This window comes from Mycobacterium sp. (assembly GCF_049673265.1).
Taxonomy (GTDB): Bacteria; Actinomycetota; Actinomycetes; order Mycobacteriales; family Mycobacteriaceae; genus Mycobacterium.
The window spans coordinates 1-15,151 of the sequence record NZ_JBATXN010000276.1 but is presented as its reverse complement, the minus strand read 5'-3'; the positions used below and the strand labels follow the sequence as shown (position 1 = coordinate 15,151).

The window sequence follows — 15,151 nt, the reverse complement described above, 5'->3', positions numbered from 1 at the left end:
GATAGATATAGGTGTTGCGCACCATGAACTCTTTGAGGATGTCGTTCTGGATGGTGCCGGCCAGTTTTTCCGGCGGCACCTCCTGCTCCTCGGCGGCGACGACGTACAGCGCCAGGATCGGCAGCACAGCGCCATTCATGGTCATCGACACCGATACCGTGGACAAGTCGATGCCGTCGAACAGCTGCCGCATATCGAGAATGGAATCGATTGCTACACCGGCCATTCCGACGTCACCTTGAACGCGCGGATGGTCGGAGTCGTAGCCGCGGTGGGTAGCCAGGTCGAAGGCGACCGAGAGACCCTTCTGCCCGGCGGCGAGGTTGCGACGGTAGAACGCGTTGGACTCCGCGGCAGTGGAAAAACCCGCGTACTGGCGGATTGTCCACGGCTGGTTGACATACATCGTCGGGTAGGGCCCACGCAGGAAGGGCGGCTCACCGGGAAATGTGTTCAACGGATAGCCTTCAGCCTCGACAGCGGAGCGATCGGCGGCGATGTACACCGGTTTGACCGCGATGTCCTCCGGCGTGTGCCAGACCAGCTGGTCGGGCGTATACAAGTGTGCGTCCGCCGCTGCGGCAATATGCTTTTCGACTGCGGCTTCGGTCGACGCCGGCACGGCGCGCTCGCTGTGCAATGGGATATCGGAGAAGCTGCCCACAACAGGCGCGGTGGTCGTCATCTTCGCTACGCCCCTAACCGGGTTAGCAGGCTGGAAAGAGCTTCTACCGCATTGATTTTCATGGTCAGAAACTCGTCGGGTTGCTGGTTGGCGTCTGTCTCCGCTACCGCTTTTTGCGGCCCGGCCAGGCAGATGTGTGAGATTCCTTCGCGGCGGGCCGCCTCGACGATCACCGCCGCCTCGCTGTGGTAGCGGTTGTCGGTGCCGCAGATAACCGCCACCGCGGGCGAACCGGCATCGGCAACCGCCTTAGCAACACCGTTGGCGTCGACTGTTCCCGGGTTGACCGCCTCAATGCCGCCGGAAGCCAACAGGTTCGCCGCGAACGTGGCCCTGATGTTGTGCTCGGCCAGCGGGCCAAGCGGCAACAGCAGCGCCTGCGGTCGTGAACCGGTGCGGGCCAGGTAGGCATCGGAGCGGTCCCGCAGCGCTTCGAACGCGGCGGCATAGCGCATCAGATGGCCGGCCGCGAGCGGTGAATGCTGCGAATTATTTTGCGGCAGCGCAGGTTCGCTCAAGTTCGGGTATTCGTTGACGCCGGTGATGGCAGTCTGACGATGCGCGACGTCGTCGGCGCGCCGTGCCGCGATCTCGCCGATCCGGTCGGCGATGTAGTCACGCGCCTCGGCGAACCCGCCGTGCTTTTCGATGGCCTGGAAATGCTGCCAGGCCTGCTGGGCCAGCTGTTCGGTCAGGTCCTCGACGAACCATGATCCGCCCGCGGGATCCAGAATCCGGCCGACGTGCGCCTCTTCGAGCAGCAGCAGCTGAATGTTGCGGGCCATCCGGCGCGCGAAACTGGTGGCCATGCCCGGGAATCCGTCTGGAATTGCCACGTCAAACGGGAACACCAGCACGGTGTCGGCGCCGCCCACGCCAGCGCCAAACGCGGCCAACGTGGTTCGCAGCATGTTCACCCAGGGGTCGCGCTGGGTCATCATCGGCAACGACGTCTCGGCGTGCACGACCACCGCGCCAGCTTCGGGCTCGCTGACGACCTCGGCGACCCTCGCCCACAATTGGCGCAAGGCCCGCACTTTGGCTGTCGTCATGAACTGGTCGTCGTCGGCAGCCAGACGGAAACTGATCTGACGCAGAGCCTGGGCGACCGGCAGGCCGGACTCGGTGAGCGCCCGAAGATAGGCCACCGCGGCCGCGACACTGCCGGCGAGTTCCCACGTGGCGTTGGCGCCCAGGTTGTGGAAGGCGGGTCCGTCGACGGTGATTGCCCGCACCCCATGGCTGCCGGCCACTCGCTTGGCGACGCCGACGACTTCCTGCAGCGCCGCGGTCGGACGCTCGCTGAGCGTGGCGGTCAGCGGGTCTGCACCCAGGTCGACGGAGAGCGTCGGGCGCTGGTCGGGTTCGACCTCGGCCACCAACCCCAGCATGGCGTCGCACGCCGCCCGGTAGTCGGCACCGGCATCGAGGACCACCGGCGCCATGCTCAGATAGACGCCGTCGAGCACCTTCGCCAGTTGCCCGGGGCCCACACCGGACTCGCCTACTCGGATCAGCAGCGCGCCGACCCCCTCGGCCAGCCCGGCAAGGACCGCCGCGTTGACGTCTTCGGCCGCGACTCCGGCCACCGGGGTGGCCGGAAGCGCCTCGGCGACCTTCCATCCGGACTTGACGTCGCGCAGCGCATCGCCACCGCGCAGGTATGGCCACTCGCCCGGCAGCGGCGGCTCCGGCAGCTCGTCGAGGGCGGTGTAGAGCGGGCGGATCGCGAAGCCCTCATAGGTCGGGCTGTCGAGCAGCTGCTCGGGCTCGGGCCCCAGCTAGTCGGCATCCCGCCGCGTGCTCTTGGCCAGCACCCCGGCCACCGCCGTGCGCCATCGGGCGCGCCCCTGGGCGGGGTCGGCGGGCGCAGCGGACACATCGACTGACACCGGCGGCTCCTTTGTCGCAGCATGTGGCGGCTCCAACGCTGGGCCTGCCACTTGATCACCAGGCTAAATGATGGTCAGCGACGCCCAAAAGGCGACCGGTGGACACCCGGGAAGCACCGACGGCCTGCGTAAGTTAGGTGTACCTTACTTCGGTAAGAGCGGTTAACGTTAGGTCGATAATGCGGACTCGGACGCGGCGCACGCGCGATCAATCCACGTCGGAGATCGTGCTTGCCCAGTTGCCGCCGGGGCGGCGGGCAACGGTAGTGGGCACGCTGCCGCATACTACCGCAGTGGTAGCAAATCGGTTGGGACAGTTAGGTTTTCGAGTTTCGGCCCAAGTCGACGTGATCCGTCGCGCGCCGCTTGGTGATCCAACCATTTACCGGGTTCAAGATACCGAACTGTGCCTGCGCCGCCGGGAAGCGCAGCTGATCGTTGTCGTCCCCGAACCGGACCGATGACCGCGTGCCATGACGCCGCTGCCGCGCCGGTCGCCGTCGCCGGTGCTCGGCGGATCGCCCTGGTCGGCAGCCCGAACGCCGGCAAGACCAGTGTTTTTAATCACCTGACCGGGTTGCGCGCGAAGACCGGCAACTATCCGGGCGTCACTGTCGGGCGTAGCGTCGGCGCCACCAAAGTCGGCGGCGTGACGATCGCCGTGGAAGATCTGCCCGGCACCTACAGCCTGGACCCAATCAGCCCCGACGAGCAGGTGGTGACCGACCTGCTGGCCGGCGAATACCCCGAGATCGACCGCCCCGACGCGCTGATCCTGGTCACCGACGCCACCACGCTGCGTCGCTCGATCATGCTGGTGGGCCAGGTGCTACGGCTAGATCTGCCGTGCTTGCTGGCGCTGACCATGAGCGACGAATTAGCTTCTCGCGGCGGCAGTATCGACGTCGACGCATTGTCGACGGCGCTGGGCATCCCGGTAACGGCAGTCGTCGCGCACCACGGATCGGGCATCGACGCGCTGCGGGCGCAGTTGGGGGCCTTCGACCGGTGGCAACGCCCGCCGGTGCTCCCCCCGGCCGACCAAAACGCCGTCGACGCGTGGGGGCGATCGGTGCTTGACGCGGCCGACTACGTTGCGCCGCAACCGGATCGGCGCACCGCCCGGATCGACCGGGTGCTGCTACACCCGCTCTGGGGCACGGTGGCGTTTTTTGGGGTGATGTTCTGCTTCTTTCAAGCCCTGTTCACCATCGCTGCGCCGCTGCGGGACGGCATCAGCGGCGGGCTGACCTGGCTGGGCCGGCAGGTTGCCGAGCACATCGGTAATCCCGTCCTCCGCGGGCTGCTTGGCCAGGGGATTATCGGCGGGGTCGGCACTGTGCTGCAGTTCATCCCGCAGATCGTGTTGCTGTTCTTGCTGATCGCGCTGCTGGAGAACATCGGCTACATGTCGCGGGCAGCGTTCCTGATGGATCGGGTGATGGCCAAGACGGGGCTGGAGGGCCGCGCCTTCGTCGCGATGCTGTCGTCGTTCGCCTGCGCGATCCCGGGGATTATGGCCACCCGGACGTTGCCGTCGTCGCGCGACCGGATTGCCACCATCGTCACGGCGCCGTTGATGACCTGCTCGGCTCGGCTGCCGGTGTACACGTTGCTGATCGGTCTGCTGGTGTCACCGCAAACGCACTGGTGGGGGCTGAGCGCCCAAGGTGTCACGATGTTTCTGCTCTATCTGGGCGGCGGCGCTTCTTCGTTGATCGCCGCGTCGCTGGTCAAGTCGACGATCCTGCGGGGCGATCTGTTGCCGTTCACGATGGAGCTTCCGCCGTATCGATTCCCGTCGCTGACGGTCCTGGTGGCCGCCATGTGGGGTGCGGCCAAGGTGTTCTTGCGCAAGGCGGGAACCATCATCCTGGGCACTTCCTTGATCTTGTGGGCACTGCTCAATCTGCCGCTCCGCGAGGCCGAAACCAAGGGCCTGCCCCCGACCGACGCGGGCGCCTACGTCATGAACCACAGCTACGGCGCCGATGTCGGCAAAGCTGTCGCGCCGGTATTTCAACCGCTGGGCTTCGATTGGCGCACCAATGTCGCCCTCGTCGGCTCGCTTTCGGCGCGCGAAGTGTTCGTCTCCACTCTGGGCCAGGTGTCGGCGGCCACCAATCCGGCCAACCCGCGCGAAGCGTTGGCCACCATGACCGACGATCACGGCCGCCGGGTGTTCACGGCGCCGACCGTCATCGCGCTGATGGTCTATTTCATGTTTGCGTTGCAATGCATGTCGACCGTCGCGGTGATGCGACGCGAAACCAACTCGTGGCGGTGGCCGGCCTTCGCGTTTTCCTACATGTTTGCGCTGGCGTGGGTGATGGCGTTTGTTGCCCGGTCGATTGCGGTAGGCCTAGGCGCATGATTCCGATTCACGCCACGGCCACCGCCGACCCCCAACAGCTGCGCTGGGTGATCGCCGCCGACCGGCTGCCGCCCGCAGGCCCCGTCCGCCAGGCTCCTGGCCGTCTCGGCGCCTTGCTTGACGGCGGGGTGATCGACGAGATGGTCATCCGCACCGGCTTGGGCCAAGGACAAGTGCTGATCACACTCAGCGCCGGCAACCGTTGGCGAGAGCTCGGCGATGACGTCCGCGAAGCGCTCACCGACGCACTGCTGGACCCGGCGGGTTGGCGGGTCGACGCCTCGGACGACACCGACCAGCTGACGGCGATCGCCACGGAGTTGCTCGCTGGCCCGATCGGCACGCTCGCCGAATCGCACGGTGGGTCCATCGAGTTGGTGTCAGTGGTCGGTCACACCGTGACCGTTCGGATGTTGGGCGCCTGCCATGGCTGCGCGGCGGCGAGCTCCACCCTCCACGACAGGCTGCAGCGAGAACTGCGCCGGCGGGCCGGCCCACACGTCACGGTTTGCACCGAAAATAGCGCGGCAATGCCGTTGGCCAAGAAGCTGTTGTCGTTATTTGTTCGCTGAGACTTTTGTCACTGCGGTAGACGTCGCCGGAGACCGAGACCCGTACTCTTGAGCATTGTGACGACGCACGCCACCGGCAGATTTGTTGACGCGCCGCGCGGCCTGGCCGCTGCAGTCGTTGCGGCGGCACGCCAGGTGTCCAAGCGGCGGATGGTCGCGACCGCATTGCTAGCGGCGGTGTTGATCGCGGTGGCGCTACTGGTTCCGCTTCCCACGGCGGTGCAGATTCGGGACTGGGCGACGAAGGCGGGTCCATGGATCCCGCTGGCCTTCCTCGCTGCCCACATCGTGGTGACGGTGTTCCCGTTTCCCCGGACTGCGTTCACGTTGGCCGCCGGTCTGCTGTTCGGCCCGGTGCTCGGGGTAACTCTGGCGGTGGTGGCCAGCACGGCCAGCGCGGTGCTCGCGCTGGTGCTGGTCCGTGCGGCCGGCTGGCAACTCAGTCGCCTGGTGCGCCACCAGGCTGTGGAGACGGTCGACGCCCGGCTGCGCGACCGCGGCTGGGTTTCGGTGATGTCGCTTCGGTTGATTCCCGCGGTGCCGTTCTCGGTGCTGAACTATGCCGCCGGCGCGTCGGCGATCCGGCTGTGGCCCTACACATTGGCGACGCTGGCCGGTGTGCTGCCCGGCACGGCGGCCGTGGTGATCCTCGGCGACGCGCTCACCGGCCACGTCAGCCCGCTGCTGTTTCTGGTGTCGCTGGGCACCGGCATCGTCGGGATTGCCCTGTTGGCCTACGAGATTCAGCACCACCGGCGGCATAAAGGTGCACCCGTAGCGGAAACCGATACAGCCGTCGAGCCGGCGTCCGCGTGCTGAAAGTCTGGGAGGCGACAAGATGTACCTGAGACGCCTGGCCGCCGCGGCCGCCGTCGCCGCCGGGCTCGGCATCTCTGCATTGACGTCCGCACCAGTCGGGGCCGTCCCGTTGGACCCGGCCCCGCCATGCGCGGACTGCCAACCAACTCCAACTCAGCCGCCGGCTCCGGCCCACCGACCATGCTGGCCATACGGGCGCGTCGGGCCCGGCAGTCCGAGAGGTGGCGGCGGACAGCCGGCATACCCGCCGCAGTGCCACCCGACCGCACCCGCTGGACCTGCTCAGCAGCCCTAACGCCTCTAGTCGTCGGCAACCAGTTCGCGGGCCTCCTGTTCTGTCTCGACCGCGGGCGCTGATCCCGGTAGCCGCCGACCTGCCACCTCCGGCGTGAACGGGAGCGTCACCGCCCCCACCAACCCCGCGACGATCAGCATGTATGCCGGCATCATCGCGTTGCCGGTCCCGGACACCAGCGATTGGGCGATCAGCGGGGTGGAGCCGCCAACTGCCGATAAGGAGATGTTGTAGGCAACGGCCAGCGCCCCATAGCGCACCTCGGTGGGAAACAGCGCCGGCAGCATGGCCGGGGAAGTTGCGTCGAAGCACAGTTCCATCAGCCCGATCAACAGCACACCGATGAAGATCACCAGATAGCCGCCGCCGGAGTGGATGAGCAGGAATGCGGGAATCGATGCCGCTATCAGCAGGCCGCAGCCGGTCCACATGATCGGTTTGACGCCGATGTGGTCGGACAGCCAGGCGACGAACACCAAAACGACCATGAGAAACATCAACGTGGCGGTAATCATCACGAGCGCAGCGGCGTGGCCGACGCGCACGACCACCTTGAGGTAGGTCGGCAAGTATCCGGTGAGCATGAAGTCCGCCGCGCTGGACGTGACCACAAGAGCCGCGCAAATCAGCATGGCTCTCCACTGCTGGACGAGCGTACGCCAAAAAGGTTGCAGATCAAGCACATTCGATGTACTCCCGCTGACGCCGACTTTCTGGTAGGCCGCGGATTCCGCGAGGCGCAGCCGTAGATAGATGGCCACAACGCCGAATGGCGCGCTGAGCAAGAGCGGAATCCGCCAGCCCCACATCAGCATGTCGTGGCTCGGCAGCCAGGTTTGCAGCCCGGTCACCATCAGCCCGGCAAGCACGAACCCAACCAGGTTGCCCATCGGCAAGAACCCGACCATCATGCCCCGCTTGCGGTCGGGGACCTGCTCACCCAAGTAGGTCATCGCCCCGACGTACTCACCGCCGGTCGACAGGCCTTGGAAGACCCGCGCGACGACAAGCAGGATCGGCGCCCAGATGCCGATGACGCTGTAGCCGGGCAGCAGACCGCTCGTCGTGGTGCCTACCGTCATCAACATGATCGTGATCATCAGCACCCGCTTGCGCCCGATGCGGTCACCGAGCGGACCGAAGATGAACCCGCCGAGCGGACGCACGACGTATGCCGCCGCCAACGTCCCGAACGTGGCGATGAGGTGAACGGCGCTGACGCTGTTGCCGGGATAGAACACCTGCGCAATCGTGGTGGCGATATAGCCGTAGACCCCGAAGTCGTACCACTCCATGAAGTTGCCGATCGCGGTACCCGCGATTGCATGGCGCGCCACGTCTGCGTCGACGACCCGAATGTCGGCGCGAGTCCATTTGCGGCGGCGACGGCGGCGGGTACCTGTTCCGCCGCGTGCATTGTTCATCGGGAGGGGACATACCCACTACGTCCACGCGGCAATGCTTTAGTCATCAATCCCGCGAGAAGCACCGACAACAAGGAGGCATTATGTCCACCACACGTCCGCCGTCGCGGCTCGCCGCAGTGGGCGCGCGCATCCTGCGTTCGCGCCCGCTGATGCGGGCTCCGATCTGGATCTTTAAAGCGCGCGCTGGTGCAGTGTTCGGTTCGCGACTGCTGATGTTGGAGCACATCGGCCGCAAATCTGGCGTCCGGCGCCATGTCGTCCTCGAGGTCGTCGACCATCCCACGCCGGACAGCTACGTCGTCGCGTCCGGCTTCGGCGCCAAAGCCCAGTGGTTCCGCAACATCAAGGCCAACCCGCGGGTACGGGTCTATACCGGAAGCCGCGCGCCCGTGCCGGCCACCGCGCGGATTCTGAACCCGCAAGAAGCAGACCGCGCGCTTGGCGCGTACATCGCAGCGCATCCGCAGGCCTGGGAGCGATTTCGGCCCGTGTTGGAGCGCACCCTCGGCAGCCCGATCACCGAGACCGATACACCGCTGCCGATCGTCGAGCTGCGACTGTAGTTAATCGGCGTTTGGCCCCTTGGCCGTCAGCACCGCGTAGGTGGCCAGAAACGACGCCGCCGGAAGGGTATTGACGATTCGGTCGCGAACGCGAATGTGGGCGCCCACCGCGAGCACGAAGTACACCGTCAGCATCGCCGTAGTCAATCGCGCCAATGCCGGAGTTCGGCCAGCCGACAGTAAGCCGATCGCCGAGGCGGCCTTTGCGACCGGAAGGATCCACCGGATGTTCGGTGGAACACCGTACTGGTCAAGGGCTTTGGTGATTTGCGGGAGCGGGATCGCGCAGGCGACCGCATCACCGGCCTGAAAAGCGGCAAGCGCCGCATAGGTTTTCGGCGAAGTCAATGCGCCCACGTCACTGATTCAGCTGCGACGGTGGCGGCAAGGTGCCCTCGACCGGCGTGCGCGCGTCTGCCTCGGCCTTGGCCACCGCCTGGAGAATCGCCGGGTCGGTTTCAGTGGAGAACCAGTCGGCGACCTCGGCGTCGTCATCGTCGGCGGAGTGCTTGGGCGCGTCATCGACCGGCGATGGCTGATACCGGAACACCCCGTCGGAGCCGGGAGCGCCCAGCAGCTTGGTGAATCCCTGCAACGCCGTGCCGAAGTCGCTGGGCACCAGCCACACCTTGTTGGCTTCGCCCTGCGCCATCTGCGGCAAGACCTGCAGGTACTGGTAAGCCAGCATCTCCGGGGTGGGCCGGCCGGCCTTGATCGCGGCGAACGTCTTCTCGATCGCCTTAGCCTGGCCCTGCGCCTGGAAGTAGGCCGCGGCCCGTTCGCCCTGCGCCCGCAACATCCGGGACTGCCGGTCGGCCTCGGCCGCCAGGATCGCGGCCTGCTTGGCGCCTTCGGCGGCGAGGATCTGCGACTGCTTCTCCCCCTCGGCCTGTGTGATCGCCGCCTGCCGGGCGCCCTCGGCGGTCAAGATTATCGCCCGCTTCTCCCGGTCGGCCTTCATCTGCTTTTCCATCGACGCCTGGATCGACGGCGGCGGGTCGATACTGCGCAGCTCGACGCGTGCCACCCGCAGTCCCCAACGGCCAGTGGCCTCGTCGAGCACACCGCGCAGTTGTTGGTTGATCTGGTCGCGGGACGTCAGGGTCTGCTCCAAAGTCATCCCACCGACGACGTTGCGCAGCGTGGTGGTGGTGAGCTGCTCGACACCCACGATGTAGTTGCTGATCTCGTAGACCGCGGCCTGCGGGCTGGTGACCTGGAAATAGACCACGGTGTCGATGTTGAGGGTCAGGTTATCCTCGGTGATCACCGGCTGCGGCGGAAATGACACCACGCGTTCGCGCAAATCCACCCGGGCGCGGACCCGGTCTATGAACGGAATCAGCAGGGTTAGCTGCCCGCTGATTGTGCGGCTATATCGGCCCAGCCGTTCGATCACCGCCGCTTCCGCCTGTGGGATCAGCGCCACCGACTTGGCCACCACGATGACCGCGAACACCACCAGAACAGCAAGAAATACCAGACCAGCAACCACAGTTCCTCCTATTGCTCAAGAGGGCTTACGTGTTTTTCCAGACCACCGCGGTGGCCCCGTCGATATGCATGACGGTCACTCGATCGCCGGGTTCGAAGACGTCGCCTTCATTCATGGGCCGCGCCGTCCACACCTGGCCGTCCACCTTCACCTGACCTTCATCTCGGGCGACCCGGTCGAGGACCAGCGCGCTCTTGCCCTCCAGCGCCTTGACCCCCGTCGGCAGACCCTTCGCTGGGGTCAGCCGTCGCCGTAACGGCGGCCGGACCAGTACCACCAGAAGCACCGAAACTACCAGGAATACCGCCCCATCGGCCCAGATCGGCAAGTCCAGCAGCCAACTGGATCCCGCCGCGGCCAGCGCACCGCCGCTGAGCATCAGCAGGAACATGTCGCCAGTCAGCGCCTCGGCACCGGCCAGCCCGAACGCGACGATCAGCCAGATCAGGGCCGCAGGCATGCCGCCAGGATATCGCGTGATCAGCCTTGCTCACGCCGAACAACTAGACTGCGAAACCATGTGGTGCCCCAGCGCAACGCTCTCGGTCTGGGCCAACGCCTGGCTTGCCGGCAAGGCCGCGCCCGACGACGTCCTCGACGCGCTATCCTGTTGGGCACCAATACAATCGGTTACCGCATACGATGCGGTCGCGGCGGGCCACACCGGATTGCCGTGGCCGGACGTGAACGACGCGGGCGCGGTGTCGCTGCTACAGACGCTGCGCACCGCTGCCGGTCGGCCGTCGACGGGCGCACCATCGATCAAGGTGGTGTTGCCCGTTCCCGGCGACGTTCGCGGGCTGGCGGCGGGCACCCAGTTCGAACGAGACGCGTTGGCCGCTGGAGAAGCGGTGATTGTCAGCAATCCCGACGATCCCGGCGTTGCCGTCGCGCTGGTGCCCGAATTCGGGTACGACGACTCTGACCACGAACACGTTGTGCCCGAATTATGTGCGCTGTCCTGGACCGTCTATTCACTGCCGGAGGTTCCGGTCGTCGACGATACCGAGCTGGGCCAGGCCGAATACGCCCTCCGATTGGCGGTGCGTTCAGCCGCCGACGCGCTCACCGCAATCGGGCTGGGGTCCACCGGCGCCGACGTCGACGATCCGCGCGGGCTGGTCGAGCAGCTGTTGGAATCCACGCGGCAGCACCAAGTTCCCGAGCCTGCGCCGTCGCGTGCTCTGCGGGTGCTGGAGAACGCCGCTCATGTCGACGCGATCATCACGGTCAGCGCGGGGCTTACCCGGATCGGGACGCAGTCGTTGTCGGAGGCCCAGATCGCCACCGACGCGCTGCGTCCGTTGGCCGCTGTGGTGCGATCGGCGAGAATGGCCGCGCTCAGTGCGATTCTGTGCGCAGCCTGGCGCGGCTAGCCCGCCGACCGATCAGTGGGTTCCTCGGCGACACAGTGCGGCGGAGCGCACGGCTCGCCGTTGGTGCTGGCCGCGCAGCCCGGCACCGGATCGGGTCCGCTGACCCGGACAGGCGCACGGCCATACCGCAATTCGTCGATCAGGTCCACCGCCATTCGCGCGAAGCGCGGGTGCGCATTAGGGGTGGCGGCCCGCACCAACACAATGCCTGCTGCCTCGGCCTGAGATCGCAACTCCTGGTCGAGATCCCACACCACCTCGATGTGATCGGCAACAAAACCTATCGGGCAGATGATCACGGCTTTGACCCCCGTTGCGGCCAATGCCGAAAGGTGGTCGGCGACATCGGGTTCCAGCCATGGAACGTGCGGCGGACCCGATCGCGACTGCCAGGCCAGGTCGAAATCGTGGTAACCGGCTGCCGCTGCGATCAGCCTTGCGGCGTAAGCGACTTGGCGGCTGTACAGCTGCGGACCGCAGCGCTGGTCGGCGGCCACCGGGACGGAATGCGCGGTGAATACCAGACGAGCGTCGGCGAACAGCTCGGCGGGCAGGGCGCCGGAGGCCGCGCCGATGGTGTCGGCGAAAATCTGCACGAGGCTCGGGTGGTCGAAATAGGGCCGCAGTTTGACCAGTTCGGGTGCACCAGGGCCGACTGCTCGGCGGGCCCGGGCGATGTCCTCGACATACTGGGTGCAGCTTGAATAACCGCTCCACGCCGACGTAGTGAACACCGCCGCGCGCTGAACACCGTTGTCGCGCATGGTCGCGACGATGTCTTCGATGTAGGGTTGCCAGTTGCGGTTGCCGAAATAGACTGGCAGGTCCGACTCCGCTTGCAGTTGGGTGACCAGCGCCCGGTTTATCCTGTTGATCGGTGACACCCCGCCGAAATGCAGGTAGTGCTCGGCGACGGCATCAAGGCGCTCGGGAGGCACATTGCGACCGCGAGTGACGTTCTCCAGAAACGGCCTTACCTGCTCGGGCCCTTCGGGCCCACCGAACGACAGCAGCAGGACCGCGTCGAATTCCATTGCCGTCTAAAGCAACTGGGTGCTAGCGCCGCCGTCGGCGTAGATGATCGTGCCGGTGGTAGCCGGCAACCACTCCGACAGCAGGGCACACACCGTCTTGGCGACCGGTGTGGGGTCCTTCATGTTCCAGCCGATCGGAGCGCGCTGATCCCAGCCCTCCTCGAGCAGCTGCATCTGGGCGCCGGCCTCGTCACCGAGTGCGCCACCCACAATCGCGCTCATCGCCAGCGTCCGGATCGGTCCCGCGGCAACTAGATTGGAGCGGACGCCGAATTTGCCCGCCTCGCGCGCGACGAACCGGTTAACCGATTCCAGGGCGCTCTTGGCCACCGTCATCCAGTTGTAGGCGGGCATCGCCCGGGTCGGGTCGAAATCCATACCCACAATCGAGCCGCCGGGGTTCATGATCGGCAGTAGCGCCTTCGCCAGCGAAGCGTACGAATACGCCGAGATGTGAATGCCTTTGGACACATCCTCATACGGCGCATCGAAGAACGGGTTGATGCCCATTCCCGTCTGCGGCATGAAGCCGATCGAGTGCACTACACCGTCGAGCTTGTTGCCCGCGCCGATCTCGGCTGTCACCCGCTCGGCGAGCGAGTTCAGATGCTCCTCGTTCTGCACGTCGAGTTCGATCAGCGGTGCCTTCTCCGGCAGCCGGTCGGCGATGCGCTGAATCAACCGCAACCGGTCAAACCCGGTCAGCACCAACTGCGCCCCCGCTTCCTGGGCCGCCTTGGCGATGTGAAACGCAATCGACGAGTCGGTGATGATTCCGCTGACCAGAATCCGTTTGCCGTCCAGCAGTCCTGCCATGTCCGTCCTTTATGCCGTGGTTGTACTCAGTGGCCCATACCCATGCCGCCGTCGACCGGGATGACCGCACCGGAGATGTAGGTGGCATCCTCGGACGCCAGGAAGCTGACCACCCCGGCGACCTCGGCGGCGGTGCCAACCCGTTTGGCCGGGATGAATTCCAGTGCCCCCGCCTGAATCCGCTCATCCAGCGCGCGGGTCATCTCGGTGTCGATGTAGCCCGGTGCCACCACGTTCGCAGTCACCCCGGCCTTCGACAGCTCCCGCGAGATCGAGCGGGCCATGCCGATCAGGCCGGCCTTGGAGGCCGCGTAATTGGACTGGTTGCCGATACCCCAGCTCCCGGAGACCGAACCGATGAAGATCATTCGGCCGAACCGCTTTCGCTGCATGCTCCGCGATGCCCGCTGTGCCACCCGGAACGCGCCGGTGAGGTTGGCGTTGATGACCTTCTCGAACCTCTCCTCGGTCATCCGGATGAGAAACGCGTCCGCCGAAACCCCAGCGTTGGACACCAGCACCTCGACCGGACCCTGGTGCTCCTCGACCTCTTTGAAGGCGCGATCGACGGCGGCGTTGTCGGTGACGTCACACTCGACGCCGAAGAGCCCCTCGGGCGCCCCAGATCCGCGGTGCGTGACGGCCACCTTGTGGCCGTCGGCGGCCAGCCGCTGTGCGATCGCCAGACCGATCCCCCGGTTTCCGCCCGTCACCAGGACAGAACGGGACACAAATGCGGGTTTGCCGCCGTCGGCGGCGAGCTCGGTGGCTGCGTCAGTCACCCCGTCAACTTAGCGGCTGGGCGCGGCGGGGCTGAAATCGCCCGGCTCCGGAACAAACGCAAGGATCAGGTCGGCAGGCGCCGGTTGATCAGCAGAGCAGCCAGCCCGGCCAGCGCCAAAACCAGCGAACCCAGCCGCAGCCATCCCACGCTGGCGTCGCCGCGGATCGTCTCGTAACCGATCTGCTGCTGCAGCGACGCGTAGACCTGTTTGAGCTCCTGCAGATTAGAAGCGCCGTAATGGTTGCCGCCAGACAGCTCGGCCACCTTCTTCATCGTGCTGTCGTCGACGGGCACCGGCTGGCGTTGGCCGTTGATCTCCACGAAGCCATACGGCGTACCGAATGAGATCGTGGAGATCGGCACACCTTGGTCCTTGGCGGTGCGCGCCGCGGTGAACGCACCTTTGGGGTTGTCCGGGTTGGTCGGCATTGTCTCTTTGCCGTCGGAGAACAACACGATCCGCGCCGGCGGCGGAGTGTCGCCGCCGCCGATCACCGCGCCCACAGTGGCGATGGCCTGAAGCGCGGTGAAGATGCCCTCCCCGGTGGCTGTGCGGTCGGCGAACTGCAACTTGTCCAGCGCCGCTTTGGTCGCGTCCCGGTTAGTCGTCGGCTGCACCAGAACCGTCGCCGTTCCGGCGTAGGCGATCAACCCGAGGTTGATGCCCGGGGTCAGCTCCCCGGCGAACTCTTTGGCAGCCGCTTCGGCCGCGGCCATCCGGTTGGGTTCGACGTCGGTGGCCCGCATCGACTGCGAAACGTCGATGACCAGCATGACGACCGCACGGTTGCGCGGAATCCGGACGTCGTGGGTTGGGCCGGCCATCGCGATCGTGAACAGCACCAACGAGGCGACCAACAGGATCGCCGACAGGTGCCGCCATCGGGTGGGCTGCTTGGGCGCCACACTTTCCAACAGTTCCATGTTGGCGAACCGCAGCATCCGGCGATGCCGGGCCACCTGGACGATGATGTACAGCGCCAGCAGCGCCAATACGACAAGCAGGAACAGAAAAAACC

Annotated in this window: 15 protein-coding genes and 1 pseudogene; 6 read left to right on the top strand and 10 right to left on the bottom strand. The window is 66.1% G+C overall.

Annotated features, from left to right (window positions below; genetic code table 11):
• A partial coding sequence (locus WBF82_RS09655; protein ID WP_424382819.1) for a methylmalonyl-CoA mutase family protein occupies positions 1–685 on the bottom strand: 685 nt, incomplete at its 3' end.
• A 5-nt stretch (positions 686–690) separates the two neighbouring features.
• Positions 691–2,577: pseudogene (gene mutA / locus WBF82_RS09650) on the bottom strand (methylmalonyl-CoA mutase small subunit).
• 179 nt (positions 2,578–2,756) lie between these two features.
• Here mutA and WBF82_RS09645 point away from each other — a divergent pair.
• From WBF82_RS09645 to WBF82_RS09630, 4 genes are read left to right on the top strand one after another with little or no spacing between them, the layout of a single operon-like run.
• Positions 2,757–3,041, top strand: a complete 285-nt coding sequence (locus WBF82_RS09645) for a FeoA family protein (protein WP_424382818.1) — start codon at positions 2,757–2,759, stop codon at positions 3,039–3,041.
• A complete protein-coding gene (gene feoB, locus WBF82_RS09640) occupies positions 3,038–4,951 on the top strand; it encodes a ferrous iron transporter B (protein ID WP_424382817.1) in 1,914 nt (637 codons plus the stop codon). Before WBF82_RS09645 ends, feoB begins: the two co-directional genes overlap by 4 nt.
• A complete protein-coding gene (locus tag WBF82_RS09635; RefSeq protein ID WP_424382816.1) occupies positions 4,948–5,523 on the top strand; it encodes a NifU family protein in 576 nt (191 codons plus the stop codon). The genes feoB and WBF82_RS09635 overlap by 4 nt, the downstream gene beginning before the upstream one ends.
• A gap of 57 nt (positions 5,524–5,580) precedes the next feature.
• Positions 5,581–6,342: a TVP38/TMEM64 family protein gene (locus tag WBF82_RS09630; protein WP_424382815.1), complete on the top strand. Its 762-nt coding sequence runs from the start codon at positions 5,581–5,583 to the stop codon at positions 6,340–6,342.
• A 300-nt stretch (positions 6,343–6,642) separates the two neighbouring features.
• On the opposite strand, the gene WBF82_RS09625 is transcribed toward WBF82_RS09630, so the two are convergent.
• Positions 6,643–8,061, bottom strand: a complete 1,419-nt coding sequence (locus WBF82_RS09625; protein ID WP_424382814.1) for an MFS transporter — start codon at positions 8,059–8,061, stop codon at positions 6,643–6,645.
• 83 nt (positions 8,062–8,144) lie between these two features.
• Between WBF82_RS09625 and WBF82_RS09620 the strand changes: the two genes are divergently transcribed.
• Positions 8,145–8,627 (top strand): nitroreductase family deazaflavin-dependent oxidoreductase, encoded by a 483-nt coding sequence (locus WBF82_RS09620; RefSeq protein ID WP_424382813.1) that lies wholly within the window; start codon positions 8,145–8,147, stop codon positions 8,625–8,627.
• Here the strand turns inward: WBF82_RS09620 and WBF82_RS09615 are convergent, their stop codons facing one another.
• Genes WBF82_RS09615 through WBF82_RS09605 form a run of 3 tightly spaced genes read right to left on the bottom strand, consistent with a single transcriptional unit; the run spans position 8,628 to position 10,582 of the window.
• Positions 8,628–8,984, bottom strand: coding sequence for a DoxX family protein (locus tag WBF82_RS09615; protein WP_424382812.1), 357 nt, complete (start codon positions 8,982–8,984; stop codon positions 8,628–8,630).
• A 1-nt stretch (position 8,985) separates the two neighbouring features.
• Positions 8,986–10,122, bottom strand: coding sequence for an SPFH domain-containing protein (locus WBF82_RS09610; protein WP_424080233.1), 1,137 nt, complete (start codon positions 10,120–10,122; stop codon positions 8,986–8,988).
• A 25-nt stretch (positions 10,123–10,147) separates the two neighbouring features.
• On the bottom strand, positions 10,148–10,582 hold the full coding sequence (locus tag WBF82_RS09605; protein WP_424382811.1) for an NfeD family protein: 435 nt from the start codon (positions 10,580–10,582) through the stop codon (positions 10,148–10,150).
• A 58-nt stretch (positions 10,583–10,640) separates the two neighbouring features.
• Here WBF82_RS09605 and WBF82_RS09600 point away from each other — a divergent pair, with 58 nt between their 5' ends.
• Positions 10,641–11,498 carry a hypothetical protein gene (locus WBF82_RS09600; protein ID WP_424382820.1) on the top strand — a complete coding sequence of 286 codons (858 nt, stop codon included), beginning with the start codon at positions 10,641–10,643 and terminating at the stop codon, positions 11,496–11,498.
• Here WBF82_RS09600 and WBF82_RS09595 read toward each other — a convergent pair.
• From WBF82_RS09595 to WBF82_RS09580, 4 genes are all read right to left on the bottom strand, one after another.
• A complete protein-coding gene (locus WBF82_RS09595; protein WP_424382810.1) occupies positions 11,495–12,532 on the bottom strand; it encodes a ferrochelatase in 1,038 nt (345 codons plus the stop codon). The two genes, WBF82_RS09600 and WBF82_RS09595, sit on opposite strands and share 4 nt — an antisense overlap.
• 6 nt (positions 12,533–12,538) lie before the next feature.
• On the bottom strand, positions 12,539–13,348 hold the full coding sequence (gene inhA, locus WBF82_RS09590; protein WP_424382809.1) for an NADH-dependent enoyl-ACP reductase InhA: 810 nt from the start codon (positions 13,346–13,348) through the stop codon (positions 12,539–12,541).
• A gap of 26 nt (positions 13,349–13,374) precedes the next feature.
• Positions 13,375–14,130 (bottom strand): 3-oxoacyl-ACP reductase FabG1, encoded by a 756-nt coding sequence (gene fabG1 / locus WBF82_RS09585; RefSeq protein ID WP_424382808.1) that lies wholly within the window; start codon positions 14,128–14,130, stop codon positions 13,375–13,377.
• A 65-nt stretch (positions 14,131–14,195) separates the two neighbouring features.
• The coding region (locus WBF82_RS09580; protein WP_424382807.1) for a VWA domain-containing protein at positions 14,196–15,151 on the bottom strand (956 nt) is incomplete at its 5' end.

What these genes read in the sequence shown, in the direction of transcription:
- WBF82_RS09645 (WP_424382818.1), top strand. Translation starts at nt 2,757, where the DNA reads ATGCGGACTCGGACGCGGCGCACGCGCGATCAATCCACGTCGGAGATC.
- feoB (WP_424382817.1), top strand. Translation starts at nt 3,038, where the DNA reads ATGACCGCGTGCCATGACGCCGCTGCCGCGCCGGTCGCCGTCGCCGGT.
- WBF82_RS09635 (WP_424382816.1), top strand. Translation starts at nt 4,948, where the DNA reads ATGATTCCGATTCACGCCACGGCCACCGCCGACCCCCAACAGCTGCGC.
- WBF82_RS09625 (WP_424382814.1), bottom strand. Translation starts at nt 8,061, where the DNA reads ATGAACAATGCACGCGGCGGAACAGGTACCCGCCGCCGTCGCCGCCGC.
- WBF82_RS09620 (WP_424382813.1), top strand. Translation starts at nt 8,145, where the DNA reads ATGTCCACCACACGTCCGCCGTCGCGGCTCGCCGCAGTGGGCGCGCGC.
- WBF82_RS09605 (WP_424382811.1), bottom strand. Translation starts at nt 10,582, where the DNA reads ATGCCTGCGGCCCTGATCTGGCTGATCGTCGCGTTCGGGCTGGCCGGT.
- WBF82_RS09600 (WP_424382820.1), top strand. Translation starts at nt 10,641, where the DNA reads ATGTGGTGCCCCAGCGCAACGCTCTCGGTCTGGGCCAACGCCTGGCTT.
- WBF82_RS09595 (WP_424382810.1), bottom strand. Translation starts at nt 12,532, where the DNA reads ATGGAATTCGACGCGGTCCTGCTGCTGTCGTTCGGTGGGCCCGAAGGG.
- inhA (WP_424382809.1), bottom strand. Translation starts at nt 13,348, where the DNA reads ATGGCAGGACTGCTGGACGGCAAACGGATTCTGGTCAGCGGAATCATC.